Raw genomic sequence first — 26,620 nt, 5'->3', positions numbered from 1 at the left:
GCTAGGATTCCCGCACGCGGCGTCCATGGGGGTGGCGCGGAACGAGGAGGTCCACATGGGGTTCGGTGCTGTGCTGCGGAAACGTTCGGTTTTGCTGGCGGGAGCCACGCTTGCGGCCACACTGACACTGGCCGGCACGGCGGTGGCCGCGCCGGCGGCGACCGGGTACGCCCGGTGCCCGGCCGCTCGGATGTGCGTGTTCAGCGGTCTCAACGGCAGCGGGCTGATCGGCGCCTTCACCGTCGGTGACGGCAACCTGGCCGACTCGTCCGGTCCGGCCGGGCTCAACAACACGATCGAGAGCGTGTGGAACCGGCGGGCCACGTCGTTCTGGTGTCTCTACAGCAATGCAGGTTACGGCGGTAGTTCGTCGTCGACGTACACCGCCGCGGCGGGGCACAACCTGCCCGTCGCGGAACGCAACGTGACCACTTCCTTGCGTGACTGCCTGGCCTGACCCGCGCGCGAAGTCTCAGTGCGGGTGACTCAGTGCAGGCGCTGGTGCAGGGCCTGCATGCGGCTGTCGAGCTGGGCGGCGATGGCCGCGGTGCCGGCCAGTTCGGCGGCGAAGTCGGCGGGGACCTGGTCGTCGTACTTGTAGAACAGCTTGTGCTCCAGCGTCGCCCAGAAGTCCATCGCGATCGTGCGCAGCTGCACCTCGACCTTGACGTGCTCGACGCGGTCGGACAGAAACACCGGGATGCGCAGGATCAGGTGCAGGCTCCGGTAGCCGTTGGGTTTGGGTTCGGCGATGTAGTCCTTGCTGAGGAGCAGCTCCACGTCGTGCTGCCCGCTGAGCATTTCCGCGACGCGGTAGACGTCGGAGACGAACGGGCAGATCACCCGGACCCCGGCCACGTCGTCCAGCTGCTCGGCGATCACCTCGAGCCGCGCCGGGAGGCCCTTGCGGCGCAGTTTGTCCAGGATCGCCTCGGGGCGTTTGACCCGGCTGGCGATGTGCTCGATGGGGTCGTGCCGGTGGACGAAGTCGAACTCCTCGCTGAGAATGCGCAGTTTCGTCATCAGTTCCTCGACGGCGAACTTGTACACCAGGAGAAACCGCGAGAGCTGCCGGTAGATCTCGATTCCGGGCTGGTCGGCATTCTCGCCGGTCACTTCCTCGGCGACCCGCGAGTCGTCTTTCATCACACTGTTCCCCGTCATTCGCGGGCGGCACCACCTCTGAGGACAACGAGGTTATCAGCGCGCCGGTTCCCGATTCACCGGCCGACCCCGCCGCGCGCGACGAGCTGGGCGGCGATGACGCCTCGCTGGATCTCGTTGGTGCCCTCGCCGACGATCATCAGCGGGGCGTCGCGGAAATAGCGTTCGACGTCGAATTCCGTCGAGTAGCCGTAACCGCCGTGGATGCGCACCGCGTCGAGGGCGATCTCCATCGCGGTTTCGGAGGCGAACAGCTTGGCCATCCCGGCCTCCATGTCGCACCGCTCGCCCGCGTCGTAACGCTCGGCGGCCATGAACACGAGCTGGCGGGCGGCGGTGTATTTGGTCGCCATGTCGGCGAGGTAGTTGCCGATGGACTGGTGTTTCCAGATGGGCTTGCCGAAGGCCTCGCGTTCCTGGGCGTAACGCAGCGAGTCGTCCAGCGCGGCGCGGGCGACGCCCAGCGCGCGGGAAGCGACCTGGATGCGGCCGATTTCGAGGCCTTTCATCATCTGGGTGAACCCGCGGCCCTCTTCGCCGCCGAGTAGCGCTTCGGCCGGGGCGCGGTAGCCGTCGAAGGACAGTTCGCAGCTTTCGACGCCCTTGTAGCCGAGTTTGGGCAGGTCCCTGGACACGGTGAACCCGTCGCCCGGTTCGACCAGCAGGATGCTGATGCCCCGGTGCCTCGGCCGCGCCCCCGGATCGGTCTTGCACAGCAGTGCGACGAGCTGGGACCGGCGGGCGTTGGTGATCCAGGTCTTCGACCCGTTGACCACGTAGTGCTCGCCGTCGAGGCGGGCGTGGGTGGTCAGCGCCTGCAGGTCGGAGCCGCCGCCGGGCTCGGTCAGCGCCATGGTGGCGCGGATCTCGCCGGTCGCCATCTTCGGCAGGTAGCGCTGCTTCTGCTGCTCGGTGCCGAACGCGAGCAGGAGTTTCGCGACGACGGTGTGCCCGCCCATGGCGCCGGCCAGGCTCATCCAGCCGCGCGCGAGCTCCTCGGTGACTTGCACGTAGCAGGGCGTGGACACGGCGACCTCGCCGTAGGGCTCCGGGACGGCCAGTCCGAAGACGCCCAGCTGTTTCAGCTGTTCGATGAGCTTCCCGGGGTAGGCGTCGGCGTGTTCCAGCTCGCGGACCACCGGGCGGACGTCCCGATCGACGAACTCGCGCACGGTGTCGACGATGGCCTGTTCTTCCGCGTTGAGCTTGCTCACGGAGCGAGTTTCGCGGATAGGGGGCGCGGATGCCACACCGAAGTGACGATACCGGCGTCCGAGGCTACCCCGCTGCATCGATATCGCCGCCGATTCCCCGGCTAACCGTTGCGCAATCGATGCAGGTCCCGCAGGATGGTCCGTGCAGGTTCCAGCCCCCGCTGCCGGCGGTTTCGGTGAACTCCCAGGAGAACCATGACTGACGACGTCGAACACCGGCACTGCCGGACGCTGCTGACCCGGCGGAGACTCCTGGACGCGGTCGCCGGCGCGCGAGCGATCCTCGGTGAGGGCGCGACCGGCGGTCCCGACGAGAGCGTCCTGGCCACCATCCGCCCGGAGCTGCGGGAGTTGCTCATCGGCGAGTACGGCGGGCCGCCGCTGCCCGGCCCCGGCGTGGCCGGGGCGCACAGCCGGAAGGCGGCCGCACTCCGCCACGACGTCCGGCGGCGGCTGCCGCGCCATCCGGCCACTTTGCTGACGATGCTCACCCAGCCCGAATACCGGTGCCTGCTGGACAGTCCGGCGAGGACCGCCGTCGCGGACGCCTTCGCGTTGTGTGCCGACAACTCGACGTCGATGGCCGCGACCGCCATCAGGGCGGCGTTGTCCCGGGCGGACCAGGGGCTGCTGGCCTTCCTGTTCGACCTCGCCGACCAACACGGGCTCGACGTCGCCAAGGCGGTCGAGCTGGCCGAGCTGGTGGACTCCGATCGGGTGGCCCGCCACGCCGCGTGGCGTTACCTGTCCGGCCGCCCCGGCGATCCGGGCGCCAGGGCCCTGCTGGTGAAACATCGCTCCCGCACCGCCGACCGATACGAGCAGCTGCTGCTCACGGCCGCGTTACACCGCCTGGGCGCGAACCCGTCCGCCACCCATCCGCTGTGGCCGGAACCCGTCGCGCCGCCGGCCGGGCCCGGCTGTACTGTCGCGCAGCCGATGCTGCTCGGGCTGCCCGACCGGCCGGGGGCGGGCGCCAGCGGCGGGCTCGGCGTCCTGCTCCTGTCGCTGGGTGACGCGCTGACCGAGGTCGACTCGGTGGCGAGGGTCGTCACGATCGTGTTGTGCCCGTCGACGCGACTCGCGACGCTCGGCACGCTTGTCGCCCCCGCGTCACCTGGCGACGAGCGCGAGCACCTCATCCTGCGGATCCCGGTGGACGCCGCGGCGCCGCCCCGGCTGGAAGGCATGGCACAGCACCGGTCCGCCCTCCGCTGGTGGACCACGGCGCTGCTCACCGCGACCGGCCTCACTCCCGGTGTCACCCACCTGCGCTTCGCCGACGACGGTGCGCTCGCGGTGGCCGAGGCCGCCAGCGCGGGCGGCTCGAAGCTGGTGTTCACGGCCACCGCCGATCCCCACCGGGCGATCGCGGCGCGCTACGCCCACGACCCCGACGAGATCGACCACGACGCCCTCGACCACGACGCCCTCGACGTCGATCTGCACCGGATGTACGTCGGCGACCGCCTGATCGAGCTGGCCGACCAGGTCGTCGCCATCCCCGGGCGGCGCGGTGACGACGAACTCGAGACCTATCTCCCGCAGCTGCGCCCGGACGGCGTTTCCCGCCCGGTGCTGCCGATCGAGGAGGGCATCACCTCCTATCGCGGGGTCCCCGCCGACGAACCGGCCCGGCGTCAGCTGGTCGCCTCCCTGTTCGCGCCGCACGCCGTGCTGCCCCGGCTCGGTGACCCGGCCCGCGGGCTGCCGGTGTTGCTCTGCGTCGGGCGTCTGCATCCGGTGAAGCAGCAGGACCTGCTCGTCGAGGCCTGGCTGTCGGCGAAGCTGCCGGACCACTGCTCGCTGGTCCTGATCGGCGGCGCGCTCGACGAACCCGACGACGACGAGGCGCGGATCCTGTCGAGGATTCTCGGGCTCGCCGCCGCCCACCCCGCGGCCGCGGGCAGCCTGGCGGTGATTCCCGCGCTGAGCAACGCCGGGGTGCGGATGCTGGAACACGGTATCCAGCACTTCCTGCCGGCGTCCTCACCCCATCTGTACGTGTGCCCCAGTGCCAAGGAGGAATTCGGCATCGCGGTGCTCGAGGCGATGGACGCCGGTTATCTCATCGGCGGGCCGCGGCGCGGCGGCCTCGGGCACTACATCCGTGACGGGCACAACGGTTTCCTGCTCGACACGACCTCGGCCGCCACGCTCGCGCCCGCGCTCGGCGACTTCGTCCTGCGGTCGGGTCGAGCTCCCGCCGAGCATCGCGCGATCGCCGAAGCGGGCCGGGAAACCGTCCGGCAGCGGTTCGGGATCCGGCAGGTGGCGGCCAAGTTCGCCGGGGTCTACGCCCGGCTCGCCGCGGACACCGCCGGCGGATCGTCGTGACCAGGGTCGTGGTGATCAGCCCCCCGTTCGCCTCGCACGCGACACCGATGGCGACCCTCGCCGCGGCGCTGGCGTCGCGGGGTGTCGACGTCGTTTTCGCCTGTGCGCCCGAGTTCCGTGTGGTCGCGGCGGCGGCCGGGGTGCCGTTCACCGCCTTGACGTTCGGGGACGGCGCCAACACCGGCATCGCGCAGCGCACCACCCAATCGGGCGACGCACGCGACCGGCTGACCGAGTTCCTGGACGCCACCCGGCGGGGGGCCGGGCCCGCGCTGCTGACCCAGGCCCGCCACCGCGGCGCGGACATGCTTTCCGAGCCACAGGCCACTTTGCGGGCGGTGCGCGTCCTCGACGAGCGCTACCGGCCGGACTGGTATCTGGTGGATCAGCTGGCCTACGCGGTGACGCTCGCGCTGTACTGCCTCGACCGGCCGTGGGCGACCTTCTGCCCCGGCCACCCGAGCTACCTCGTCCACCGTGACGACCAGCTGTTCGGCCTGCCCGCCTATTGGCCCGACGCGGTTCGCCCCGGTGCCGGGGAACTGGCCGCCGTCGAGGCGGCGGCGCGGGACAACGACCGGGCGTTCACGAAGCTGTTCGCCGAGGTCGCCGCCGAGTGCGCACCGCGACGGCCGCGCCCTGAACGTGCGTTCGCGCTGACCTCGTCGCGGGCCGTGGTGCTCAACTATACTGATCTCCCCTGGCTTCCCGAGCTCCCGGGTAAGCCGGTCAAGATCTTCCTCGGTCACTGCGGCACGGCCGGTCCGTACCGCCGCGGCGCGCTTCCCCTGGCCCGAACCTGGCGGCACCAGGTCGACCGGCTCACCGGCGGCGGCCGCCGGAAACTGGTGCTCGTGTCCTTCGGGACCTTCCTCTCCGCCCGCGACGACGTCCTGCGCACGGTCGCCGAGGGCATCCTGCTGCTGGACGACGTGGCGCTGATCGTCTCGGCGGGCGACCGCGCACCGGAGTTGGCCGACTTGACCAGAGCCGCCGATCGGGTGCTCGTCGAGGCGACCGTCCCGCAGCGGGCGCTGCTGCCGTACGTGGACGCGATGGTGCACCACGGCGGCAACAACTCGTTCACCGAGGCGCTCGCGGCCGGTGTGCCCGCGCTCGTCCTGCCGTTCTCCAGCGACCAGTTTTCCATCGCCCACGACCTGGTGCTCGCCGCCGCCGGTGTCTGCCTCGACCCGAACCGGCTCACCGCGGAACTGGCCGCGGCCGCGGTGGATTCCCTGCTCACCCGCCCACATCCGGAGCTGGCCGGACTGACCGAGCGGGTCAGGGCAGCGGGCCCGGCCGCGGGCGTGGCGGACCTGCTGAGCGCGATGGGAACGTAGCCGCTCGCGCGGTGAACACGCCGATCGGCCGCCGGCCGATCCGTCGAGAGGACAGGGTTTTCCCTTTCCCGGGAACAGTCTTCGGCGGCGCGGTGTTCGGAATGTCCCGATGATCGGCACCTCCCTTGCCTGGCAAGGAGAAATCGCTCCCATGTCCGGCTTCGGGTGATCAAGGTCAAGGGCGGATCCTGCTTGGGATCCCGGTGAGTGGGTACCCGGGCCGGATGACCGACGATGCCGCGCGACCCGTGACGATCACCCCGTACGAAGACGGTCCCCTCCTGGTGCGGGGGTCCTTCGAGATCCGTGCCCAGGATGGCGGGCTCATCGAGCCGGGGCGCGACACCGTCGCGTTGTGCCGGTGCGGGCTGTCCGCGGTGAAACCGTTCTGCGACGGTACCCACAAGGTGCGCGGCTTCCGCGCCCCGAGCCGGGCCTGACGTCCGCCGTCAGGCCGCGGTGTCGGAGTCAGGCCGCGGTGTCGACCGCGGCGAGCAAGCTCGACGCGTCGTTTTCCCACTGCCCGAGCAGGTACCTGCCAAATTCCGCCTCGACCGCCAGCCCGCAGGCCGCGCCGAACATGACGTCGTTCGCGGCGTGCGGGTTCTCGAGTGCGAAACCGCCGCACAGATCGTGCGCGGCGACCTGCTCGTGGACGGCGTCCGCTTCGACGTGCTCGTCGTAGAACCTGGTCGCGCCGGCGTCCCCGCCGAGGCGGCGCAGCCCGTTGCCGTAGCGGCGGTTCGGCAGTGAGGAGGTCATTTCGAACGCGGCGAGCTGGCCGATCGCGGCACCGACCCAGCGGCGGTTGAGCCCGAAGAACGACATCAGGTTGCTCACCGCGAGCGTGACTGCCGGGACCTGGCCGACGAAGTGGCCGTAGGAGGAGTCGAGCCCCAGCGAGCGCATGGTGGCGCGGAACAGCTCCGAGTGCATCCGCTCTAAGCGGCCGTGGCCGTACTCGTCGGCCTGGATCTCGATCAGTGCGGCCTTGGCGCGGCCGCTGAGCCGGGGGATGGCCCAGCTGTGCGGGTCGGCCTCCTTGAGGTGGTACACCGATCGCTGTGCGACGAATTCGCGGAACTGCTCCCGGCTCGCCCTGCGCTGCAGGTATTTCGCCAGCGGCGGGCCGTCGTCGGCCGCGACCAGCTCGGCCAGCGCCCGTGGCACGTGCCGCGCGTCGACGTCCGCGGCGGGAACCAGCTGTTCGAGCCCGGCCAGCCAGCGCCGTTCGAGGCCGCGGCGCGCGCCGGTTATCGATGGCGCCGTCTCCCACCCGTCGTCCACGTCGTCGAAGCCGCGGTAGCTCAGTTCGTAGCACAACCACAGGGAGAGCTGCAGATCCTCGTCGTGCAGGACCGGCACCACGGCCGGGCCCGCCGGGACGGGTGCGGTGTCCACCTCGGACGGTGCCCGGCGCAGCAAGTGGACGATCGCGGCGCTCACCGGCCCTCGGGACTGGGGCAGACGCATGGAGACCTCCTGCGGGAACATGGCGGGAACCCCGGGTACCCAGTCACGCCGGTTTCATTCCGGGAAACCCGGGCCGCATCCGCGGGGCTCGGCGGCGTTGCTCTGATCGGGTGAACGTGGTCGTCGTCCTTTCGAGGGCTTACGACGCCTGGGAGGGCTGGAAGCGCAGGTCGGCGCCATCGCGGCCGACAAGGCCGGGCCCGGGGCCGCTCCCGGCCGGGCAATCCGCCGGGGGTGGGGCCGCCGAACCACCGGTGACAGCCGGAGAACCTCCGGGGACGCCCGGAACGGGTGAGTTCGCCCGCGCGCCGAGTTGCCATGATCATCTTGAGCAATACCGTGGACATGATCCGAGCCGCTCCAGAACCTGGTGGCCTACTCCTCGGGGGAGCAGCCGTGACGACATCAGACGTTTTCGCCCGAACCACCGCGCCCGAGCGCGATCGGGAGCTGCGTCAAGCCCTGGCCGCGGTGGCCCGCCACGACGAGCTGGCGTTCGCCCGCTTCTACGCCCAGGTGCGGCGGCCGGTGTACCTGGTGACGCAGGCCGTGCTGGGCGACCACCACTGGGCCGAGGACACCACCGACGAGGTCCTCATCGAAGTGTGGACGACCGCCGCGAGCCGCTACGTGCCCGCGCGCGGCGAAGTGCTGCCGTGGCTGATGACCATCGCGCACCGCCGCGCCGTGGACCGCGTCCGATCGGTGCAGGCGGCCCGGGATCGTGAGCGGAGCTATGTCCGGCTGTGTGCGCAGGTCCTGCCGCAGCAGCGCGGCGCCCCGGACGCCGTCGTCGAGGGGGAACAGACGGCCGCGCAGCTGCGCCGAGCGCTCTCGAACTTGACCGACGAGCAGCGCGAACCCCTGGTGCTGGCCTACTTCGACGAGTACACGCGCACCAGGATCGCCCTCGAACTCGGTATCCCGCGCGGCACCGTTTCCAGCCGGATCACCGCGGGCCTGCGGGTACTGCGGGAACAGCTGGCCGAGCGATGAGGCCGGGCGCCCGCGAGCAGCCGTCCGGCTGGGCCGACCGCTGGGCGGCCGGGCTGATCACGCCTCCGCGCCGGAAGCCCGTGCGGCCGGGCAAGGTCCGCGTGAACAGGCGACGGGACCTCCTGCGGAGCGTCAGCCCACTGGTGCGTTTCGGTTCCCTTCGAGCGAATCGCGGTGCGGGATGAACTCCCCGGTCGCCGGGCCGCCGTTGCCGTCCGGTCGCCGGTGCGGCGGCAACCACGACGGCGGGGACATCAGGAGCGCGAACAGGATCAGCCCGCCCGCCTCGACCAGGAACTTCGTCCCGTCCGGGACGAACTGGAGGTTGAGGGCGACGTAGAGGAAGGCCAGCACGCCTGCCCACAGCCGCCGCGCCTCCGAGCGCCGTCCGTCGAGCACGACGGCGACCAGGCCGATGACCAGCGGGGCCAGCATGACGAACACCCGCTGGGTGTCGGTCGCCACCAGCCGTCCCGCCAGGCAGCACAGGGTGAGCCAGACGCCCGTCACGAACAGGTCGCCGCGCAGGCCGCGCTCGCGGAACTGGCGGTAGAGCCCGTAGCCGAAGATGAACCAGAAGAAATGGAAGGTGTCGAACAACGCCGCGTGCTCGCCCCGTTTGTTCGACGACAGCGCGAAGTAGATGTTGGACAGCAGGCCCTTGTTGCCCTGTCCCGCGCCGAGCGCGTAGTGGCCGCCGATCAACGCCTGCGCGCCGAACCGGAACCCCAGGTACGCCACCGCCGCGACGACCACCGCCGCCACCCCGCCGAGCACCTCGCGGTCACGCAACGACCGCGTGCGCGTCCAGGCCAGCAGCGGGTACAGCGGCGCGAGCAGCAGGGTGGTCTCCTTGTTGACCGCGCCGAGCACGACGACCACGGTGAACCAGACCAGCTTGCGCCGCAGCAGCAGCCACAGCGCGACGAGGTAGAGCAGGTTGTTCAGCGGGTCGACCAGGAACGGGTTGCTCAACGCGTAGGGGGCGTACCAGAAGGTGCAGGCCAGTGCGATCGCGGCGACCACCGACGTGAACAGCTGCAGCTTCAGGTGTTTCCAGCAGAACTCGAAGAACACCATCGTGCAGGCCAGCGTGACCACGAAGGTGAACGCGACCCACAGCGTGTCCAGCGAGATCCCGGTCAGCTGGTTGCCTGCGTGCACCAGCCACGGGCTGAGCAGCCGCAGCGCGAACGGGTTGTCCACCCGCGCGCCGGTGTGCTCGGACATCGCGTAGTAGTTCAGCGCGTCGCCCCAGGCCTTCTCGTGCGCGTTGAGCTCCAGCGGCGCGTAGGAGATGAGGTTGATCAGCGACACCGTCGCGAGGGTGAAGTACACCGTCACCCGCCTGCCTGCCGTCCTGCGGCGGGACGGGGGGAGACGCAGGTCGGTCGTTGCGGTCACCGGCCCCATCGTAGCCAGCGGGAATCCGCGGGCCGGACAGGCCGAAGCCAGGGTCGTGCGCCGCCGGCGGCAGCAAGCGGACAAGGCTGTGGCCCGGTCACCCCGGTGTGCGTGAGAGTGGTTCACGGACTGGGACGACGACGAGCGGGAGATTCACATGCGGAGCGGATTGCGCCACACGATGGCCGGGCTGGGTGCCGTCGCGATGCTTTTGACCACCACGATCTGCGGGGGCGACGCCGGTGCGGCCCCGGCGGGCACCGCGGCAGCGCGGTTCGACTGGGGCGCTCCGCTGGCGCAGTGGTCCGACGAGTTCGACTACGGGACTGCGAGTAGCCCCGCCGTCCCCGACCAGGCGAAATGGAGCTTGGCAGGGGACGGCGTCGGCCAGTGCTGGCCTGGCCACAACGGCAACGGCCGCCGGTGCGACGCGAACACCAGGGTCGTCGGCGGCGTGCTGCGCCAGACCGGTGCCTCCTCCGGGGACTCGGGCTGGCTGTCCTCCAAGTTCGGCCAGCGGTACGGCCGGTGGGAGGCCAGGGTCCGGTCACAGGCGACCGGCGGCGACAACGGCAGGCAGTACCACCCGCTGCTGATCCTGTGGCCCGACTCGGAGCGGTGGCCGCAGGACGGGGAGTACGACTACCTGGAGAACGGCGCGCCGGGGGAGAGCTGCACGGAGGCCTACATCCACTATCCCCACCATGCCGACGTCGCGGTGCAGCAGGAGTTCGCCCAGTCGTGCGGCGTCGACCTGACCCAGTGGCACAACATCGCGGTCGAGTGGACCGCCGCGGGTATCAAGGGCTTCGTCGACGGCAGGCAGTGGTTCTCCTTCGCCGGTGGTGCGAACGGCGTCCGTGACTGCATCCAGTGCGCGCCGTCGATGCACCAGACCATCCAGCTGGACAACTTCTTCGGCTCCGGGATGCGGTCCGCGGTATACGAAGTGGACTGGGCGCACGTCTACGCGCCCGCCTGAGGCTGCTTCAGGGCTGCGCGTGCGCCGTCACGGTCTTGAGCGCGGATCGCAGCAGGCGGGCGACCTGGGCCGGGGTCCAGCCGGTGCGGGTGGCGATGTCGGCGACCGTGTCGTGGGCCAGCGCCGCGGACCACAGGGTGAACCGCTGTCGCGGGGGCAGCAGGGTCAGCTCGTCGAGCAGGACGGCGTCGTGCAACGCCGCGTCCAGCCGGGAACGCTGGGTGTGGGGAGCCAGTTCCGCCTCGAGGGCCACCAGCACCCGCGCCCGGGTCCGGCGGCCGGAGTCCGTTCCGGCCCGCTCGGTCGCCAGGCCGGTCCGCGCGCCGACGACGCGGTGGTACAAGCGGGCACTCTGCCGGGGTGACCGGCCGAGGCTCGTCGCGACCCGGTACGTCAGGGTCAGCATCCGCTCGGGCACTTCGACGTCCTGTGACACCCACCGAGGCGCGGCGCCGGTCACCGGTCCGCCACCGCTTCGGGTGATGGCTGGTCCGCGGACAGCCAGGTGAACTCTCGTCCGTTCGAGGGGTTTGTCACGGGTTCGACAGTGCTCATGACTGCTCCTGATGGCAGTTCGTTCCGGGTGCCGTCCACCGGGATCCCGGGTTGCGCGGGCCGCAGTGAGGATAGCCCCGGCCCCGCGATCCTAAACCTTCGCCGCTGGAACCGGGTGAACGAGACACGGCCGTTGGCGGTTGTCCCTGAAGGCCACCATGAGGGACCTAGACGCCCTCATGGTGGCCTTCAGGGACTTCTGGGACCACGGCGAGACCGGGGTGTCAGTCGGCTGGTCGGGGTGGTGTGCGGAGGCCCGACGCGGCGGCGGCTGTCACCAGCAGCAGCACGGCCAGTCCGAGGAAGCCGGTGCCGAGGGTCGCCGCCGTCGCGAGGGCGCCCACCAGCAGGGGGCCGCCGGCGTCGCCGAGTTCGCGGCCGACCTCGGCGGCGCCCATGGTCTGGCCGAGCCGTTCCCGCGGGGTGACGGTGGCGAGGTGCGCGAAGCCGAGGGGGGTGGCCAGGCCTACCCCCACGCCGATGAACGCCGCGGCGGCCAGGACGCCGCCGATGCCGGGGACGAAGGCCGCCAGTGCCATCCCGGCGGCGGTGAGCGCGAGTCCGGTGGCCATCCCCGCGCCGTCGTGGAGGCGTCCCGCGTCGCGAGCGCGTCCTGACCAGGGCTGGACCAGCGCGGAACACACGGCCAGCAAGGAGACGGCCGCGCCGGTGGACACGGGGCCGAGCCCGGTCGCGGCGCCGGTCACGGGCAGGAAACCGACTCCGGCGGCCAGTGCGGCGGTGGTTCCGGCCAGCGTGGCGGTGGGCCGCAGGAAGCTCGGGTGACCCAGCCTGCGGGCGAGGTCGAACACGGTCTGGCGGGCGCGGGGCAACGGCGCCGCCGCGGGGACCGCCAGCAGCACCCAGCAGGCGACGGCCGACGCGAGTACGGCGAGAGTGCCGAACAACAACGAAAATCCGCCGAGCGTGATGAGGACTCCGCCCAGCAGCGGACCCAGGGTGTACCCGATGCTCTTCCACGCGCCGTAGCCGCCGAAAGCCCGTCCCTGCCCCGTTTTCGGCGAGAGTCGCGCCACGAGCGCGCCCGCCGCCGGGGAGAACGCCGCGGCCGCCGCGCCTTGGCCGAACCGGGCCAGCCCGACCGCGGCGGGGTTCCCCGCGATCACGAAGGCCGCGGACGCGACGGCGAACGCGACGAGTCCGCCCAGCAGGACCGGCCGTGGGCCGACGCGGTCGGCCAGTGCGCCGAACACGGGTTTGAGGACGACTTCGACGCCGTCGTACACGGCCAGCAGCAGGCCGAGCGTCAGCAGGGAAGCGTGTTCGCCATGGGTGTAGGTGCCCAGGCTGGCGGCGATGCTGTGCGCGCCGAACGCGGTCACGAAACCGGCGGCGTACAACGGCCGCAGCCGCGCGGCGGCCCGTTCGTCGCTCATTCGTGTGGTCCTCGGCTTGGTGACTGCCCGGCTCGCATCGTAGGCCCGTCGCGGCGCGAGAAGTGACGAACATGTTCGTCACGAACATGTTCGCTAGACTGGCGGCATGACAGGTCCTTCCACCCCCCGCAGCCGCCGCGAGCGGCCTGCCAAACCAGCGCTGACCAGGGCGGGCATCGTGGCCGCCGCCGTTGACCTGCTGCGGGCCGAGGACCTGCAGAAGGTGACCATGCGCCGCCTGGCGCAGGAGCTCGACACGGGACCGGCCTCGCTGTACGTCTACTTCCGCAACACCGCCCAGCTGCACGCGGCGATCCTGGACGAGCTGCTCGGCACCGTCGAGCCCGTGACGGCCGAAGGTGACTGGCGCGTCCGTCTCGAGAAGCTGCTCACCGCCTACACCGCCATGCTTTTCGCCTATCCCGGCCTCGCCCGCGCCGCGCTCACGGCCCGTCCCAGCGGCGAGCACTACCTGAACCTGATCGAGACGCTGCTGGCGCTGCTCGCCGAGGGCGGCGTCCCCGGCGACCAGGCGGCCTGGGGCGTCGATGTGCTCCTGCAGCTCGCCACGGCGACGGCCGCCGAGCATGCCGGCCACGACCGGTCCGCCGACACTCAAGACGAGTGGGACACCCTTGCCCGCACGCTGCACGAGGCGTCCGCCCGCACCCATCCGCACGTCGCCGCCCTGTCCGCCCAGCTGATCTCGGGCGCGCCGGGGGACCGGCTTTCGTGGGGCCTCCACACGCTGATCACCGGCATCCTGCACACCCCCCTGCCACCCGCGAGGAGCGACACATGGCCACCCAGCGCCCCATCATGATCGTCGGCGCCGGACTCGGCGGGCTCACCCTCGCCCGCGTCCTGAACCAGCTCGCCGAGCTTCAGCCGGTCTCCGAAGTAGCGGTCGATCGGCCGCAGCCCGAACAGCGTCTTGCCCACGGTCGCCCCCAGGAGCCGCTGCACCAGCACGTGGTGGACGAACGACACGAAGAGCAGGGCGATCACCGCGGTGATCAGGAAAGAACTCTCTTTGAGGCGGAAACCGCCCGGGGTGGTCAGCGCGATCGCCACGGCCATCGCCGGGACCACGGTGAGCAGGAGGTCGAGCAGCAGCGCGAACAGGCCGTGCTCCGGAATCATGGGCACAGAACGGGTCCGCTTCGTCGCGGGGCGATTCGCCGAAGTCGGGCTCATGTGTCCACGATGCCGAGTCCGGCCTCGGTGGTCTGCGTCATCTGACACAGAGCACCGAACGCCCTCGGGTGGCAAAACCCGAGGTACGCTCCTACCTTGGCCACACCGTGGACCAGCTGTCAGGGATCGTAGGTGCTCATGGACGTCGATGCCGCCACCACCGCGGTACCCGGTTTGTGGACGCCAGGGAAGGTCGCCGAGCTGCTCGGCGTCTCCCCGGTCACCTTGCGTAGCTGGGACGCCCGGTACGGGATCGGCCCCTCGGTGCGCTCGGACGGCAGGCACCGCCGGTACTCCGACGTCGACGTCAAGCGGCTCCAGCACATGCAGCGGCTCATCGAACGCGGGGCGAAGGCACGCGAGGCGGCCGCGGTCGCGCTCGCGGGCCGCGTGGTCGAGGGCGTGTCGGCCTCGGAGAGCGTCATCGAGCTTGCCGACGCGGCACAGGAGCTCAGGTTCGCCTCCATGGCCGGGCTGCTCGACGAGTCGTTCGCGATGAACGGGCCGGTCGCCACCTGGAGCGAGGTCCTGGTGCCGGTGCTGCGGAACCTCGGTGAGCGCTGGATACGCGGTGACCTGTGTTTCGAGGCCGACTGGGCGCTGACCGACGAGATCTCGTGCGCGCTCGAGCGTTACCTCGGCCCGCTCCGCGAGACGATGGCCGGGCGCTCCGTGCTGCTGGCCTGCTGCCCGGAGGAGCGCCACTCGCTGCCGATGGAGGTGCTGCGGGCCGCCCTGGTCGACCAGGGCGTGCCCGCGGTGTTCCTCCGCCAGATGGTGCCGCCCGAGACGACGATCGGGATGGCACTGAAGCTCGACCCGGCCGTGGTGGTGCTGTGGTCGATGTCGGCGAACAGCGCGGACGACCTGCTCGTGCAGCGGCTCCAGCGCCGCGGGTTCGAGGTCTGCGTCGCGGGTCCCGGCTGGGCGCGGTTCTCGGAGCTGGCCGTTCCCTGGGTCGACGATCTGACCAGCGCGCTGCAGCTGATCCGCGAGCGCGCCCTCACCCCGGTCTTCCCGGGTGCAGCAGTGGATCATTCGACGGAGTGAGCCGGCCCTCGGTCGCGAATCCTCAGTGTTACCAACGGTTCCCGCGTGAAATACGAACAGGTGAACCGCCTTCGAGGGCATTCCGGGCAGACGCCGGGCGACGCTAACGTCAGCGACCGTCAAGGTTGCCTGACTCCGGAGGTCTCCCATGAGATGGACTCGTCGACTGGCCTCACTGGCCGCCGTGGTGCTGACCGCGACCCTCGTGGGGTTCACGCCCGCACAGGCCGCGCCCGCCAGCCTCGACGAATGTTCCGCCTCGCTGTACCACGGCGACCGCAGACTCGGCCCGGAGCAGACTCCTGTCGCAGGCCCGGTCGGCAGGCAACTCTTCGGCTACAGCCGGACGGGAAACCGCCCCGCGGAACAGTTTTTCACCGTCTACTACGACGCGGTCGCGGGTTCGTGGAAGTACCCGCCCCAGGACGGGTACGTGCTGACACCGGCAGGCGACCCGGTCAAGGCGCACCGGACACTGCGGCTGGGACGCCGGATCGACCGCTATGGTAGTGAATTCGGCGCTTTCCTTGCGCCGGAAGGACTTCCGTACACGACCCGGTCGATCCCGCCGCAGAACCTCGTCGGCACCCCCGCCGAAGGGTGCAACTACCACGTCTACCAGGTGGCCAAGGCGTTCCAGGTCGACGCCGGGCCCATCGCGCCGTGGTTCTACCAGACCGGCGGCGGTGTGCAGTACCAGCTGGTCGGCTCGCTCGTGCCCGGCGCGCCGGCGCGGCTCACCGTGCTGTGGTTGCTGGACAACGGATATCTCACCCGGCTGCGCTAGCTCCGAGTGAGCGGGACGGTGTCAGCGGGAGAACGGTGCCTCGGCGACCAGTTCCTCCGGCGCGGAGAGCCGCCACGCCTCGTAGACCAGCTCGGCGAGCTCGTCCGCGTCGATTCCGGCCAGGTGGACGACAACCCAGCCGAACCCGCCCGAGCTGAACTGCTCCTCGAAGACCGCGGGACGCTCGGAGACCAGCGCCTGCTGTTCGGTCAACGTCTGCTTCAGCCCGACAGTCTCGGTCCGCGGCCAGTAGTACCCGAACCGCTTGCCGCGCACGCTGAACGCCGTGTACTCGTTGCCCTCCGCGCGCTCGACCTCGTCGAGCGCATCCACCACGCGGTGGAACACGGCACTGCGCACAGCCATCCGGAACCCCTGTCTTCGGTGCCCGCAGTCTAGGCCGTGTGAGCGGCGGGTCAGTCCCGGCGCCGGGCCCGGAAAGCCGTGGCCTTGACGCGGTTCTGGCAGGCGGTGGAACAGAATCGCTTGGTCCCGTTGCGTGAGGTGTCGACCAGCACCCGGTCGCAGGCGGGGGCGGTGCACACCCCGAGCCTGTCCTGCATGGGGTTCCCGAGCACGACCGCGAGCGCGGTCGCCATCGCCGCGGCCCAGCTGCGGGCCCAGCCGGCGTCCGTGGCGTGGAAGTGCAGGTGCCAGGGTTCGTCGTCGTGCCTGGCCAGTACCGGGGCTGCCCGGGTCTCCCGCAGCAGTGCGTTGGTGAGCGCGCAGGCGTCGTCGACCCGCCCGGCGTCCACCGCGGCGAACACCGACCGCAGGTGGACGGCGTAGTCGCGGAAGCGGTCGAGCTCGTCCGCGGACACCTCCGCTACCTGCCGGGAATCCCGCGTCAGCTCTCGCAGCTCGTCGTCGGCGGCGGCGGGGCGGTACTCGCGGCCGAGCGCGTGCCCGGGGGTCACCAGGTTCACCGCCAGGACCGTGGTCGCGACCACGTCGCTCGTGTGACTGTCGAAGTTCACTTGACCAGTTACCTCATCGGGCTCTAGCGTCGTCACTGGCAATCATCATATAGACAGTGACTGGAGTGGTCATGGTGGACACCGTCAACGTCACAACCGTATCGAGTGAAGCGGCCGCGACCTGGCTGCACCGCTGGGACGTGCAGCAGGAGCGCTATGTCGCCGACCGCGAGGAGCGCTTCACCGTGCTCTGCGACGTCGTCGAGTCCGCGCTGGAGCAAGTGCCCGAACCGGTCGTGCTCGACCTCGGCTGCGGCCCGGGTTCGCTGGCCGCCCGCCTGCACGAGCGGCTTCCCTCGGCCAGGATCATCGGCATCGACTCGGATCCGCTGCTGCTCGGCCTGGCGCGCGCCCACTACGGCGAGCGGATCGAGTGGGTCGACGCCGATCTCGGCGGAACCACCTGGCCGGACGCGGTGCCGCGGACCGTCCACGCCGCCGTGTCCACCACCGCCCTGCACTGGCTGCCGACCGACCGGCTGGCCGCGCTCTACCGCACGCTCGGGACCCTGATCACCCGCGGCGGTGTCCTGGTCAACGGCGACCACCTCGGGTTCGGCGACGAGCGGATGGACCGGCTCGCGACGACCGTCCGCGATCGCCGGGCCGCCAGGGCCGGCGTCCAGGACAACGAGGAATGGCGCGACTGGTGGAGCGGTGTCCTCGCCGACCCGCGGGTCGCGGGCCTCGCACGGGCCCGCGCCGAGCGCGTGGGCGCCGCCCGCGCCGCGGGGGAGGGCGGGCAGCAGAGCCACCACGGCAACGGGTGCACCGTCGGCGACCACGTCGAACTGCTGCGGTCCGCGGGGTTCGGCGGTGTCGCGCCGCTGTGGCAGGTCGGCGACGACCACGTGCTGGCCGCCGTGCGCTGAACCGGCGGGGGTTTCCTGGCGGCGGGTTCCTGGGGCGGGTTCCTGGGGCGGGATGTCGAATCCGGCAGGCCCGCCGCGACGTCCTGGGTGAGGATGTCCACCACGGGCAGGCCCGCCATCGTCAGGAGGAACACCGTGACCTACACCCCTGATCCGCGCGTCGACGACTACATCGACGGCCTGCCCGAGTGGCAGCAGGCCCTCTGCCGTCAGGTCCGCGAACTGGTGCACGCCGCCGATCCCGAGGTCGTCGAGACCATCAAGCGCACCAACCGCCCGTACTTTGTGCTGCAGGGCAACGTCTGCGCCCTGCTGGCGGCGAAAGACCACGTCAACGTGTTCCTCTACGACGGCGCGATCGTCCCCGACCCGGAGGGGATCATCACCGCGGGCCACGAAAACAAGACCGCCAGGACGGTTGCCTACCGGCGGGACGAGCCGGTCAACGCCCCCGCGTTGACCGCGATGCTCCGGCACATCATCGCCGACAACCGGGCCGGTGGCTGGCGCAAGATCAAGCGTGGCGGGTGATCCGGCGTCCGGGTGATCCGGTGGCCGGGCAGGTTGCTGCGGGTAGTGGAGATCGCGGTGCCCGAGCGGCGGAGCGGATCCGAGTAGGCCATTCGTGGGTTCTCGTCGCCCGTCGCTTTCGGCCGAGTGGCCGATTTGTGGCAGCGGAGTGTATTCCGAGAGCCGGTGTGGTGTTCCCGTTTGTGCGGGGGAGAGGTGTTTGCCGACCGGCGAACTGCTTTCACATTTCCGGCGGCAAGGAACGATACATCGTGCCGGGATATCGTCTCGGTAAAGAGCCGGCCCGTGATCGTTGAACAGTCAAGGAAGTCCCCGGTCAGGGTTGGCTCCGGGTGCCCGTCCGATCACGGATCATCACCGCACGGGCAGGGCTGTGGCGTATTTCGTCCGCCCGCCGGACTCCGCGCTGATCGGGTGCTAGCATGCCCCTGTCGGTTGGTGTTGGCGAGTTTTTGAGTCGGCAAGGCGGCGACATGGGGCACTCTTTGGTAAGGCGCAGTTCGGTAAAGGCACAGTTTGGTAAGGCACGGCAACGAATGAATCCGTTATAACTCCGTTCAGGTCTTGTTCTTTTGTTGCTTTTTCAAACAAAATGCTCGACTACGGATCGCCCCGTTTACCGCCGTCACGTCGACCCAGCACGTCGTCCGGTGCTCGCCCGGCAGGTCTCAGCAGGGACCACGCCAGATCTCCACCTGGGGGTGGATCAGGCGGGCGGCTCATGCCGTCCGCCTCCTGGTCTAGTTGATCGAGCGGAGGGCTTTACGGATGGGGTATGCACCCTTCTCCATGTCTGGTTACCCTTGGCACTCGCCCTACGTAGGTTTCACCCAGGCCCAGCTCGACGCGGCCGCGCACGCGGTGCGGGACCTGTCCGGGATGGACGAGCTGGTGCTCGTGGGCGGCGATCGCGCGGCGGGGCTCGGGCTGGTCAACGAGACGATCGACCTCTACGTCGTCGGTGACTCGCTGCCCGTGGCCGACGTCGTGTACGAGGTCGACGGCATGCCGCTGCGGTTCACCGCGCTCTCCGAGTCGCGGGTTTCGGAGCTGGTCTCGCTGACGGCCGGTTATCACGCGACGACGACGAGCAGCCCGCAGCTCGCCGTGGACGGCGACCGGGTGCGTGAGCTCATCCAGCTGGTCACCGGTCACCGGCTGGTCGTCTCGTCGCGCTGGCAGGCCGAACTCGACGCGATCGACCACGACACCGTCCGGCAGATGCTGATCACGCGCCGTGCCCTCGCGTTCGCGGCCTGTGCCGCCGACGCGTTCCGGTCGATGCTTTCCGGTGATCTTTTCACCGCATGGACGATGTCCACCGCGGGTCTGCTCTGCGGCTGCGAGGCCGCGCTCGCCGCGACGGGCGATTTCGTCACCGACGGCAATTTCCTGTTCCGCATGCTCGCCAGATCCCGTGTGACCGTCCCGTGGTTCCCGTACCTGTGGCGGCTGGTCAACTGGTCCTTCCCGGTCGACCAGCCGCCCCCGCCCGCGCGGGTGCGCGCCATCATCGAGGAACGCCTGATGGTGGCCAACCTGCTCATCTCGTGGTGCTCGATCGAGGGCTGGGAGCAGAAACCGTCCACGCTGCCCGCGCCCCCGGCGACGACCGGCGTGCTGCCCGAGGGGGCCCCGCGCCGCAGCCCTTACTTCACCGCGGTCCGGTTTTCGGACGCCTGGACGCTCTTGGGCCCTGGTCAGGGCTATCAGACGACCGAGGAGGTCGTCCGGCTCTGGCGGAGTCTTGACGGCGGCCGCCAAGTGGACGACTGCGTGACCGCGCTCGCCGAGTCCGAGCCGGGGCCGGGCATGACGCCGGCCCGTGCCGAGAGCGTGGTCGCCACGCTGCACGAGCTGGGCGCGGTCGAGATGCTGACAGCCGGTCACCGCCCGTCGCCGGGCGACGTGCCGATCGTCCGTACGGCGCGTTTCAACCTGGCTGCCCGGTGCAGCTGGGATCTGCGGCTGAACAGGTAATCACGCAACAGTTTCTGCCAGATCGGCAGAGGTGTTGCCACCGGGGGAACGGTCGGCTAGAACTATGACTATGACTTCAGTAAACATTGAAAATGACCCGAGTAAGTCACTCCGCCGCGTCGCGATGTGGGGAGTCACGGCCACCCTCTCGACGGCCGCGGCCCTTCTGCTGGTGACCGGCCTGAGCTGGACAGCCGGAACGGCCTCGGCCGCCGCGAGCCCGGCCGCCGCGCACTCGGCGGCATCCGCCGGTCACGTGGTGGCCCAGGTGGAGGGCAGTGACTGGCCGTGGATCGTGCAGCCCGGCCCGCACGCGACCCTGGCCCTGTCCGTGGACCAACCCGGCAGCGACTGGCCTTGGGGGCACTGACCCACCGGTCATCACCCGAGTGATGACCTGGCTCGCGTTCGTCCGCTGCTCAACGGTGGATCGACGGGGCTGTCGGCGGCGGGATCAGCACAGCGAGCGGGAACCCGGTGCGGTTGACTGGGGCGTGAATCTTCGCGGTTCCTGCTCACCTTCTCGAACAAGTCCTGGGGGCTGTGTTCGTCGAAGATCTCCTGCTGACAGAGCCACGACCACCCGATACCCTCAAGTGGCGGCGTTACCGGCCGGGACGAAGAACGTCCCGGCCAATAACGTGCCACCGAACGAAACTTGAGCTCGCTCCGGCCGGGGCCCCTTTCCCGAGCGCTTCCCATGACCGTGGGTGGCCGCTCCGTGCCTTCGGGCACGGTGTCCTGACCTGCTTCGACGGCGAACAGTGCCGCGAGCTGGTCTGTGACCGGTGAGGGGCGTCGGCGGAGTTGACAGCTATGACTACAGTAAGAGCCGCATGACCGAAGGTTTCTCACGTCTACAGAGGGGGCGCAAAGGATGGGCCTGGGCAGCATTCGCCAGCCCGAGTTTGGTCAGCGTCTGCGTCAGCTGCGGGAACGACGCTCCCTCTCGCAGCGGGACGTCGCTGACGGCGTGGTGAACCCCAGTTATATCTCGCTGCTCGAGTCCGGCGCCAGGGTGCCGACCCTCGAGGTGGCGGTCCGGCTGGCGCAGTCGCTCGAGGTGCCGCTCCAGGAGCTGGTCGGGTCGACGACCCCGTTCACGGAGGACTCCGGCGACCTGGCTGGGCGGCTCGTCCTCGACATCATGACCAAAAGTGCGCTTGACCTCGGTGATCTCGATGACGCCGAGGTCCGGTTCCGTGACGCCTACGAGGCTGCGAACCGGGACGGGGCGACCGTTTCGGCGCTCGAGTACGGGATCGCGTTGCACGAGGTGCTGGTCCTCAAGTCCGAGCACCAGGAGCGGGGCCGCCTGCTCGCCGACGTCGCCGTGCTCGCCGAGCAGGTGGGCGTACCGGAGGTGATGGTGAAGGTCGCGGTCGACCGCGCTTCGGCCGCCCGTGACGGCGGCCGGATGAGTGACGCGTCCGAGCTCGCGGAGAAGGCCGCTGAGGACATCAAGGCCACCTCGTTCGGTTCCACCAGCGAACACGTGCGCGCGCTGGGTGTGCTGGTCTCCATCCGGTGTGAGTCGGGCGCCGTCTCGGAGCTGCCGAAGCTCATCGACCAGATGATCGACATCGCGGAAAAGCTCGACCGGCGGCCCGTACTCGGGCGCGCGCACTGGGCCGCGAGCGTCGCGTTCGCGCGGATCGGCGAGCCCAAGCAGGCCGAGCGGCATTTCCGGTACGCCAAGGAGATGCTCGCGACGCCCGCGACGCCGTTGTGGGAGTGGGCCAAGTTCTCCCGTGCCGCGGCGTCGGCACTGCTCGACGCCGACACCGAAGCCGATCTCGCCGAGATCGAGCAGTTCATGCGCGGCGCCCAGGCCACGCTTTCCGTGGTCGACGTGCCGGGGGAGGCCAGCCAGATGCAGCTGGTCGAGGCCCGGTTCGCGCTGGCGGTCGGCGACCCGGCGAAGGCGCTGGAGCTCAGCACCCGCGAGCCCGCCGACCTGCCGGGTTCGGCGCTGGTCAGGCTCCGGATCACCCGGGCCCGCGCGTTGTGCCGGCTCGAGCGGATCGAGGAGGCGGTGACGGCCTTCCGGTCGGCCGCGAACCTTTGCGAGGAGCTCGACCTGTACCGGCTCGCGTCGCAGATCTGGCGCGAGATCGACGAGGTCCGCTCGCACTGAGTGTTCTGCCAGCGCCGCTGTGCCATGACCGCCGTGCCAGCATCACCGTGTCGTCACCACCTTGTCATGACTGCTGTCAGCAGTCTTCACTGACTGGTCATTGGTCGCTCCTCTCTGTATTCCTGCAGGTCAGAGATGTTGACCGGAGTCAACTTGCTTGCGGAGACCTGTTGACTTCAGTCACCACGCTCCCTAGCATCTATTACTGTTGTAATCTTCTTCCAGAACCACTTTTCGTGGTACGAGCATTCAAGACTTCGGATGGGGACGATGGTCAGTAATGTTCTAACAGCAGTAGAAAGGTCCAAGCCGGGCGTCGAGACGGTCGCGGAGTGGGCCATCGGCCTGCACCCGGTGGCCGAGCTGATGTACCGGGTGGCGTTGAGCAGGCCGCGGTGGCGGCTCGGGGAGCTGGCCGCCGAGCTGGCCATGCCCGAGCCCGCGGCCCGTGAACTCGCCGAGGAGTTGCGCCGGGAACGGGTCCTGGCGCAGTCGGCGGACGACACTGACGCGATCCGGGCCGTCGAGCCTTGTCTCGCGCTGCCGACACTGACGATCCGGCGGCTTCGCGACAACGCGAGTGCGGCGGAAATGCCGCAGCCCGCGGCGGTGGCCCGGTTCATCTCGCTGCACGAGCGGGCCGTCGAGTGGACGGGCGACGAGGCCCACCTCGACAGCGCCGACGCCGTGACCTCGCTCGTCGAGCGGCTGGTCGCCACGGTCCGGCGGGAGATCGTGCTCGTGGTGCCGCGGTGGCGTGCGGGCTCCTTCGAGTTCGCGCCGCACATCGCCGAAGCGGCGCTGCGCCGTGGGGCGGTGCTGCGTCAGGTGTGGGGGCCCGCGGTGCTCGACGGACTGGACGTCGTCACGCACGCACGCTGGCTGGCCGCGCGCCACGCCGCGCCGCGCACACTGCCGAATGTCCCGTACCGCATGGTGATCGTCGACCGCAGCGTCGTCGTGATGATCGATCCCCGGGGCACCGCCCGGGTGGTGCAGGGCCGCACGCCGGAGCGCGACTCGCTTGTCGAGCACGCCCTGCGGCTGTGGGAACGTGGCACGCAGTTTCGTCACGCGACCTGCCCGGTGCTGCTGGACCAGTCCGGCGCGCGGAACGAGAAAGTGTTGCGGCTGCTCGCCGACGGGCTCACCGACGAGGCGATCGCCCGCCGGATCGGGGTGAGTGTCCGGACGGTGCGCAACGACGTCGCCTCGTCCATGGTCACCCTGCAGGCGCGCAGCAGATTCCAGGCCGGGATGCTGGCCGCGCAAATGGGTTTGATCTGATTCGGCGCGGATGCAGCTTCCTGAAAACAAGGTATTCGTATCTTGCCGGTTGCTAAGATTATTAAAATATTTGCCGCATAAAACATTCTAACCTGGGGGTTAAAATGCACGAACGTGAATTCAGGGCCTTCGTCTCCATTGCGGAAACCGGGCGTATGGACGTCACTGCGCGCCAGCTCGGCTATTCGCAGCCCGCGATCACCTATCAGATCAAGTGCCTGGAGCGGTCCCTCGGCTTCAAGCTGTTCACCCGGCATCCCAGCGGTGCGCGGCTGACCGGCGACGGACGCATGGTGCTGTCCTCCGTCCGCGCGGTTCTGATGCTGATGGACAACATCCGGGACCTGCCCGACGAGCAGTACGGCGGCCAGCTTGGCTCCTCGCCGGTGCCGCTGGTCCGCCAGTCCGCGGTCTAGCGCGGACCGCCGGAGCGTGACCGTGTGGGCGGTTCACGATTCCTCCGGACATCGAGAATTCTTATATGAAATTTCTTGGCTGGACACAGGTCGGCCGAACTGATTCTGTGGACCGGGCGAGTCGTGTTTCATGAACAGGAATGGAGACTACGGGTATGACCACCAATCCTTTCGAGGACAACGAAGCCAGTTACTACGCGCTGGTCAACGAGGAGAACCAGCACTCGCTGTGGCCGGCGTTCGCCGAGATCCCGGCGGGCTGGACCGTGGCGCACGGCCAGGACACCAGGCAGGCCTGCCTGGACCACATCAACGAGAACTGGACCGACATGCGGCCGCTGAGTCTGGTGCGCCAGATGGACGCGAGCCCCCAGCCGTCCTGATCGGACGGCCCAGCACCCGGCGAACGGAGAGGACGATCATGAAGACGGGGGCCACCGCCGCGATCCACCGGCCGGCGCCGCGGCCGGAAGCCGGCCGGGTGCTCGTGTGCCTGAGCTATTGCGGCGGCGGCACCGCCCCGTACCGGAAGTGGGCCACCCAGCTGCCGCCGGACGTGGAACTGGCCCTCGTGTGCTACCCGGGCCGGGAGGCGCGGTTCACCACGCCTTTCGCCCGGGACTGGCGCGCGTTGTGCGAGGACGTCGTGGCGGCGGTCGCGCCGCTGGCCGAGCGGCCGTACGTGCTCTTCGGCCACAGCATGGGATCGTGGGTGGCGTTCGAGACCGCGGCCTGGCTCGAGCGGCTCGGCGTCACCCCGCCCGCGGCTCTCGTGGTGTCCGGCGGCGCCGCCCCGAACCTGCGCGAACCCGCCGGCTCGCGGACACCGCACGCGCGTGACTCCGACGTGGAGCTGGTGCGCTGGATGCGGGAGTTCGGCCAGATGTCCCCGGTGGTCGCCCACGACCCGGACTTGCGGGGCCTGGCGGTCGAGCTGCTCCGGGCCGACCTCGTGGTGACCGAGTCCTACCGGTACACACCGGGCAGGCGGGTCACCGTACCGCTGCAAGTCCTCTACGGCACCGCCGAGCCCGAGCCGTTCGCGGAGATCGAGCAGGGGTGGAAAGCCTTGGCGGACAACGACTTCGAGGCGACCGAGCTGCCCGGCGGGCACTTCTACGAGCCCGAGGTGTGGGACCGGCTGCCCCGGCGTATCTCCGCCCTGCCTGCCCCGGCCACCGCCTTTCGTGACTGACCCTGAAAGGCCACCATGACGGCGTTTAACGCCGTCGCGTGGGGGCGCCATCAAGGGTGGCCTTCAGGGTCATTCGGCGTGGGTGGCGCGGCGGCGGTCGTGGAGGACCAGCAGGATGAGCATCGCCATCAGCACGCCGAGGACTATTCCCGCGTCGGTGGTCAGGACACGGGCCAGCGGGTGCTCCGGGCTGGCTTGGGAGTCGGCGCGCATCGCGAAGAACAGGTTGTAGGCGAACAGCATTCCGGACGAGACCCACGCCAGGGCCATCGGCGGCAGGAACCGCCGCGATCCGCGCCGGGCGACCAGGGTGAGCAGGCCCCAGGCGCCGGCGAGTGCCCAGAGGCCGGTGCTCAGGCTCAGTAGCCGCCACCAGAGGTCGCGGCTGCCGAGGCGGGAGGGGTCGAGGCCGATCGTGCCGCCCAGCGTCCAGAAGACCTTGGTGACGCCCAGCAGGACACAGCCCACCGCGGTCAGGCTGGCCAGCGGAACCTGCAGTTCGCGGGTGTCGCCGGGCGGGGTGCCGCGGTCGAGCGGCCCGCTCAGCGCCTCGGGCCAGCGGACCCTGGCGTACCCGGCCAGCGCGAGCGGCAGGCCGATCCCGATGCCGACCAGCGACACGATGACGAAGACCTGTTCGTAGGCCCAGGTGTCAGTGCTGGCACCCGCTTGTTTGTCGCGCACCACGGCCGCCGGGCCGAGGATCGGCACCAGGAACAGCATCGGCACGAGCAGGCCGGTGCCGACCCACACCGGCAGGGTCACCAGCCACGCGGGCAGCCGCTCACCCCAGGGCCTGCTGAACGCCAGCGCCAGCATGATCCCGACGAGGGTGAGGAGCGCGGTGGTCGCGTTGATCGCGCGCCAATTCGCCTGGCCCATTTGCTCGGTCGGCAGGAAAAGCCCGAACGTCCACGCGATCTTGATGACGAGATACGGTGTCACCGAGATGGCGGCACCGTAGCCGCCTATTTTCCGCAGCAGCGCCGGTCGCGTTTTCGCCGGGGCCAGTGTTGTGGTCATAAAGCCAGCTTATCCGTCAGCGAATGACGCGGTCAAAATGTCCTTCGCCATAGTGCGTAACCTTTTGCTCAGTTTATTTGATCGCGAGTGCGGCGAGGTGGCCGTGTTCGGAAACCGAGACCAGCAGCGTGGGCCCGCCGTCGACGAGCTCGGTCAGGCTCAGCAGGCCGGACACCGCGCAGTGCCGCGCTTCCGTCGCCCGTGACGGCACGCCGACGTCCGAAAGCAACGCCGCTACGAGCTCCGAAGCCGCGGCCGGGCCGTTGACGACGAGCCGCGTCCCCGGTGTCGCCGCTGCCAAAG

Annotated in this window: 28 protein-coding genes and 1 pseudogene; 18 read left to right on the top strand and 11 right to left on the bottom strand. The window is 69.9% G+C overall.

Translation table 11 applies throughout. From position 1 onward, the window contains the following. Positions 1 to 55 precede the first annotated feature (55 nt). Positions 56 to 457 carry a peptidase inhibitor family I36 protein gene (locus QMK34_RS14115; protein WP_326414367.1) on the top strand — a complete coding sequence of 134 codons (402 nt, stop codon included), beginning with the start codon at positions 56 to 58 and terminating at the stop codon, positions 455 to 457. Positions 458 to 486: 29 nt separating this feature from the next. Here QMK34_RS14115 and QMK34_RS14110 read toward each other — a convergent pair whose 3' ends face one another. Both QMK34_RS14110 and QMK34_RS14105 read right to left on the bottom strand, forming a co-directional pair. Continuing rightward, positions 487 to 1,146 (bottom strand): GTP pyrophosphokinase, encoded by a 660-nt coding sequence (locus QMK34_RS14110; RefSeq protein WP_326414366.1) that lies wholly within the window; start codon positions 1,144 to 1,146, stop codon positions 487 to 489. 74 nt (positions 1,147 to 1,220) lie between these two features. Next, positions 1,221 to 2,378, bottom strand: a complete 1,158-nt coding sequence (locus QMK34_RS14105) for an acyl-CoA dehydrogenase family protein (protein WP_326414364.1) — start codon at positions 2,376 to 2,378, stop codon at positions 1,221 to 1,223. Positions 2,379 to 2,573: 195 nt separating this feature from the next. Here QMK34_RS14105 and QMK34_RS14100 point away from each other — a divergent pair, with 195 nt between their 5' ends. The 3 genes from QMK34_RS14100 (at position 2,574) to QMK34_RS14090 (ending at position 6,498) form a co-directional block, all read left to right on the top strand. Continuing rightward, positions 2,574 to 4,715 carry a glycosyltransferase family 4 protein gene (locus QMK34_RS14100; RefSeq protein ID WP_326414363.1) on the top strand — a complete coding sequence of 714 codons (2,142 nt, stop codon included), beginning with the start codon at positions 2,574 to 2,576 and terminating at the stop codon, positions 4,713 to 4,715. Beyond that, the gene (locus QMK34_RS14095; protein WP_326414362.1) at positions 4,712 to 6,058 is read left to right on the top strand and encodes a glycosyltransferase; all 1,347 of its coding nucleotides are present in this window, start codon (positions 4,712 to 4,714) and stop codon (positions 6,056 to 6,058) included. Before QMK34_RS14100 ends, QMK34_RS14095 begins: the two co-directional genes overlap by 4 nt. 224 nt (positions 6,059 to 6,282) lie before the next feature. Continuing rightward, complete coding sequence (locus QMK34_RS14090; protein WP_326414361.1) at positions 6,283 to 6,498, top strand: CDGSH iron-sulfur domain-containing protein; 216 nt, start codon at positions 6,283 to 6,285, stop codon at positions 6,496 to 6,498. A gap of 28 nt (positions 6,499 to 6,526) precedes the next feature. On the opposite strand, the gene QMK34_RS14085 is transcribed toward QMK34_RS14090, so the two are convergent. Continuing rightward, positions 6,527 to 7,531 (bottom strand): iron-containing redox enzyme family protein, encoded by a 1,005-nt coding sequence (locus QMK34_RS14085; RefSeq protein WP_326414360.1) that lies wholly within the window; start codon positions 7,529 to 7,531, stop codon positions 6,527 to 6,529. A 396-nt stretch (positions 7,532 to 7,927) separates the two neighbouring features. Between QMK34_RS14085 and QMK34_RS14080 the strand changes: the two genes are divergently transcribed. Then, positions 7,928 to 8,527, top strand: coding sequence for a sigma-70 family RNA polymerase sigma factor (locus tag QMK34_RS14080; protein WP_326414359.1), 600 nt, complete (start codon positions 7,928 to 7,930; stop codon positions 8,525 to 8,527). Positions 8,528 to 8,659: 132 nt separating this feature from the next. On the opposite strand, the gene QMK34_RS14075 is transcribed toward QMK34_RS14080, so the two are convergent. Beyond that, complete coding sequence (locus QMK34_RS14075; RefSeq protein ID WP_326414358.1) at positions 8,660 to 9,931, bottom strand: hypothetical protein; 1,272 nt, start codon at positions 9,929 to 9,931, stop codon at positions 8,660 to 8,662. A gap of 157 nt (positions 9,932 to 10,088) precedes the next feature. On the opposite strand from QMK34_RS14075, the gene QMK34_RS14070 reads away from it, so the two are divergent. After that, positions 10,089 to 10,913 (top strand): glycoside hydrolase family 16 protein, encoded by an 825-nt coding sequence (locus QMK34_RS14070; RefSeq protein WP_326414357.1) that lies wholly within the window; start codon positions 10,089 to 10,091, stop codon positions 10,911 to 10,913. A gap of 7 nt (positions 10,914 to 10,920) precedes the next feature. Here the strand turns inward: QMK34_RS14070 and QMK34_RS14065 are convergent, their stop codons facing one another. Together QMK34_RS14065 and QMK34_RS14060 are read right to left on the bottom strand one after the other, a co-directional pair. Next, a complete protein-coding gene (locus QMK34_RS14065; RefSeq protein ID WP_326414355.1) occupies positions 10,921 to 11,373 on the bottom strand; it encodes a hypothetical protein in 453 nt (150 codons plus the stop codon). Between the two features lie 319 nt (positions 11,374 to 11,692). After that, positions 11,693 to 12,865 carry an MFS transporter gene (locus QMK34_RS14060; protein ID WP_326414353.1) on the bottom strand — a complete coding sequence of 391 codons (1,173 nt, stop codon included), beginning with the start codon at positions 12,863 to 12,865 and terminating at the stop codon, positions 11,693 to 11,695. 106 nt (positions 12,866 to 12,971) lie between these two features. On the opposite strand from QMK34_RS14060, the gene QMK34_RS14055 reads away from it, so the two are divergent. Then, positions 12,972 to 13,688 (top strand): TetR/AcrR family transcriptional regulator, encoded by a 717-nt coding sequence (locus QMK34_RS14055; protein WP_326414352.1) that lies wholly within the window; start codon positions 12,972 to 12,974, stop codon positions 13,686 to 13,688. 128 nt (positions 13,689 to 13,816) lie between these two features. On the opposite strand, the pseudogene QMK34_RS47830 reads toward QMK34_RS14055, so the two are convergent. Continuing rightward, positions 13,817 to 13,945: pseudogene (locus QMK34_RS47830) on the bottom strand (hypothetical protein); the annotation flags it as partial. 255 nt (positions 13,946 to 14,200) lie between these two features. Here QMK34_RS47830 and QMK34_RS14045 point away from each other — a divergent pair. Together QMK34_RS14045 and QMK34_RS14040 are read left to right on the top strand one after the other, a co-directional pair. Next, a complete protein-coding gene (locus QMK34_RS14045) occupies positions 14,201 to 15,112 on the top strand; it encodes a MerR family transcriptional regulator (protein ID WP_326414350.1) in 912 nt (303 codons plus the stop codon). 148 nt (positions 15,113 to 15,260) lie between these two features. After that, on the top strand, positions 15,261 to 15,899 hold the full coding sequence (locus QMK34_RS14040; protein WP_326414349.1) for a TNT domain-containing protein: 639 nt from the start codon (positions 15,261 to 15,263) through the stop codon (positions 15,897 to 15,899). Between the two features lie 21 nt (positions 15,900 to 15,920). Here QMK34_RS14040 and QMK34_RS14035 read toward each other — a convergent pair whose 3' ends face one another. Further along, complete coding sequence (locus QMK34_RS14035; protein ID WP_326414348.1) at positions 15,921 to 16,265, bottom strand: MmcQ/YjbR family DNA-binding protein; 345 nt, start codon at positions 16,263 to 16,265, stop codon at positions 15,921 to 15,923. Positions 16,266 to 16,315: 50 nt separating this feature from the next. After that, positions 16,316 to 16,876 (bottom strand): CGNR zinc finger domain-containing protein, encoded by a 561-nt coding sequence (locus QMK34_RS14030; RefSeq protein ID WP_326414347.1) that lies wholly within the window; start codon positions 16,874 to 16,876, stop codon positions 16,316 to 16,318. A 71-nt stretch (positions 16,877 to 16,947) separates the two neighbouring features. Between QMK34_RS14030 and QMK34_RS14025 the strand changes: the two genes are divergently transcribed. The 9 genes from QMK34_RS14025 to QMK34_RS13985 all read left to right on the top strand — a co-directional run bounded on the left by QMK34_RS14025 (position 16,948) and on the right by QMK34_RS13985 (position 25,294). After that, a complete protein-coding gene (locus QMK34_RS14025) occupies positions 16,948 to 17,748 on the top strand; it encodes a class I SAM-dependent methyltransferase (RefSeq protein ID WP_326414346.1) in 801 nt (266 codons plus the stop codon). 135 nt (positions 17,749 to 17,883) lie between these two features. Beyond that, positions 17,884 to 18,279, top strand: coding sequence for a DUF1801 domain-containing protein (locus tag QMK34_RS14020; RefSeq protein WP_326414345.1), 396 nt, complete (start codon positions 17,884 to 17,886; stop codon positions 18,277 to 18,279). Positions 18,280 to 19,068: 789 nt separating this feature from the next. Further along, positions 19,069 to 20,259 carry a hypothetical protein gene (locus QMK34_RS14015; protein ID WP_326414344.1) on the top strand — a complete coding sequence of 397 codons (1,191 nt, stop codon included), beginning with the start codon at positions 19,069 to 19,071 and terminating at the stop codon, positions 20,257 to 20,259. Positions 20,260 to 20,329: 70 nt separating this feature from the next. Further along, on the top strand, positions 20,330 to 20,629 hold the full coding sequence (locus tag QMK34_RS14010; protein WP_326414343.1) for a hypothetical protein: 300 nt from the start codon (positions 20,330 to 20,332) through the stop codon (positions 20,627 to 20,629). A gap of 507 nt (positions 20,630 to 21,136) precedes the next feature. Then, a complete protein-coding gene (locus QMK34_RS14005; protein WP_326414342.1) occupies positions 21,137 to 22,396 on the top strand; it encodes a helix-turn-helix domain-containing protein in 1,260 nt (419 codons plus the stop codon). 261 nt (positions 22,397 to 22,657) lie between these two features. After that, positions 22,658 to 23,683 carry a helix-turn-helix transcriptional regulator gene (locus QMK34_RS14000; protein ID WP_326414341.1) on the top strand — a complete coding sequence of 342 codons (1,026 nt, stop codon included), beginning with the start codon at positions 22,658 to 22,660 and terminating at the stop codon, positions 23,681 to 23,683. Positions 23,684 to 23,838: 155 nt separating this feature from the next. Continuing rightward, on the top strand, positions 23,839 to 24,099 hold the full coding sequence (locus QMK34_RS13995; protein WP_442785150.1) for a LysR family transcriptional regulator: 261 nt from the start codon (positions 23,839 to 23,841) through the stop codon (positions 24,097 to 24,099). A gap of 155 nt (positions 24,100 to 24,254) precedes the next feature. Further along, the gene (locus tag QMK34_RS13990) at positions 24,255 to 24,482 is read left to right on the top strand and encodes an MbtH family protein (RefSeq protein WP_326414338.1); all 228 of its coding nucleotides are present in this window, start codon (positions 24,255 to 24,257) and stop codon (positions 24,480 to 24,482) included. Between the two features lie 38 nt (positions 24,483 to 24,520). Further along, positions 24,521 to 25,294, top strand: a complete 774-nt coding sequence (locus QMK34_RS13985) for a thioesterase II family protein (RefSeq protein WP_326414337.1) — start codon at positions 24,521 to 24,523, stop codon at positions 25,292 to 25,294. Positions 25,295 to 25,363: 69 nt separating this feature from the next. Here QMK34_RS13985 and QMK34_RS13980 read toward each other — a convergent pair whose 3' ends face one another. Further along, positions 25,364 to 26,317: a hypothetical protein gene (locus QMK34_RS13980; protein WP_326414336.1), complete on the bottom strand. Its 954-nt coding sequence runs from the start codon at positions 26,315 to 26,317 to the stop codon at positions 25,364 to 25,366. A 73-nt stretch (positions 26,318 to 26,390) separates the two neighbouring features. After that, the coding region (locus tag QMK34_RS13975; protein ID WP_326414335.1) for a hypothetical protein at positions 26,391 to 26,620 on the bottom strand (230 nt) is incomplete at its 5' end.

The organism is Amycolatopsis sp. H20-H5 (assembly GCF_035828755.1).
GTDB lineage: Bacteria > Actinomycetota > Actinomycetes > Mycobacteriales > Pseudonocardiaceae > Amycolatopsis.
Note: the sequence above shows the minus strand (reverse complement) of the source record. Positions and strands in the feature narration are given on the sequence as shown.

Coding starts and splice junctions, on each gene's coding strand:
- QMK34_RS14035 (WP_326414348.1), bottom strand. CDS start 16,265: ATGGCTGTGCGCAGTGCCGTGTTCCACCGCGTGGTGGATGCGCTCGAC.
- QMK34_RS14045 (WP_326414350.1), top strand. CDS start 14,201: ATGGACGTCGATGCCGCCACCACCGCGGTACCCGGTTTGTGGACGCCA.
- QMK34_RS14010 (WP_326414343.1), top strand. CDS start 20,330: ATGACTTCAGTAAACATTGAAAATGACCCGAGTAAGTCACTCCGCCGC.
- QMK34_RS14085 (WP_326414360.1), bottom strand. CDS start 7,531: ATGCGTCTGCCCCAGTCCCGAGGGCCGGTGAGCGCCGCGATCGTCCAC.
- QMK34_RS14015 (WP_326414344.1), top strand. CDS start 19,069: ATGTCTGGTTACCCTTGGCACTCGCCCTACGTAGGTTTCACCCAGGCC.
- QMK34_RS14000 (WP_326414341.1), top strand. CDS start 22,658: ATGGGGACGATGGTCAGTAATGTTCTAACAGCAGTAGAAAGGTCCAAG.
- QMK34_RS13990 (WP_326414338.1), top strand. CDS start 24,255: ATGACCACCAATCCTTTCGAGGACAACGAAGCCAGTTACTACGCGCTG.
- QMK34_RS14115 (WP_326414367.1), top strand. CDS start 56: ATGGGGTTCGGTGCTGTGCTGCGGAAACGTTCGGTTTTGCTGGCGGGA.
- QMK34_RS13995 (WP_442785150.1), top strand. CDS start 23,839: ATGGACGTCACTGCGCGCCAGCTCGGCTATTCGCAGCCCGCGATCACC.
- QMK34_RS14055 (WP_326414352.1), top strand. CDS start 12,972: ATGACAGGTCCTTCCACCCCCCGCAGCCGCCGCGAGCGGCCTGCCAAA.
- QMK34_RS14090 (WP_326414361.1), top strand. CDS start 6,283: ATGACCGACGATGCCGCGCGACCCGTGACGATCACCCCGTACGAAGAC.
- QMK34_RS13985 (WP_326414337.1), top strand. CDS start 24,521: ATGAAGACGGGGGCCACCGCCGCGATCCACCGGCCGGCGCCGCGGCCG.
- QMK34_RS14040 (WP_326414349.1), top strand. CDS start 15,261: ATGAGATGGACTCGTCGACTGGCCTCACTGGCCGCCGTGGTGCTGACC.
- QMK34_RS14100 (WP_326414363.1), top strand. CDS start 2,574: ATGACTGACGACGTCGAACACCGGCACTGCCGGACGCTGCTGACCCGG.
- QMK34_RS14070 (WP_326414357.1), top strand. CDS start 10,089: ATGCGGAGCGGATTGCGCCACACGATGGCCGGGCTGGGTGCCGTCGCG.
- QMK34_RS13980 (WP_326414336.1), bottom strand. CDS start 26,317: ATGACCACAACACTGGCCCCGGCGAAAACGCGACCGGCGCTGCTGCGG.
- QMK34_RS14005 (WP_326414342.1), top strand. CDS start 21,137: ATGGGCCTGGGCAGCATTCGCCAGCCCGAGTTTGGTCAGCGTCTGCGT.
- QMK34_RS14060 (WP_326414353.1), bottom strand. CDS start 12,865: ATGAGCGACGAACGGGCCGCCGCGCGGCTGCGGCCGTTGTACGCCGCC.
- QMK34_RS14110 (WP_326414366.1), bottom strand. CDS start 1,146: ATGAAAGACGACTCGCGGGTCGCCGAGGAAGTGACCGGCGAGAATGCC.
- QMK34_RS14025 (WP_326414346.1), top strand. CDS start 16,948: ATGGTGGACACCGTCAACGTCACAACCGTATCGAGTGAAGCGGCCGCG.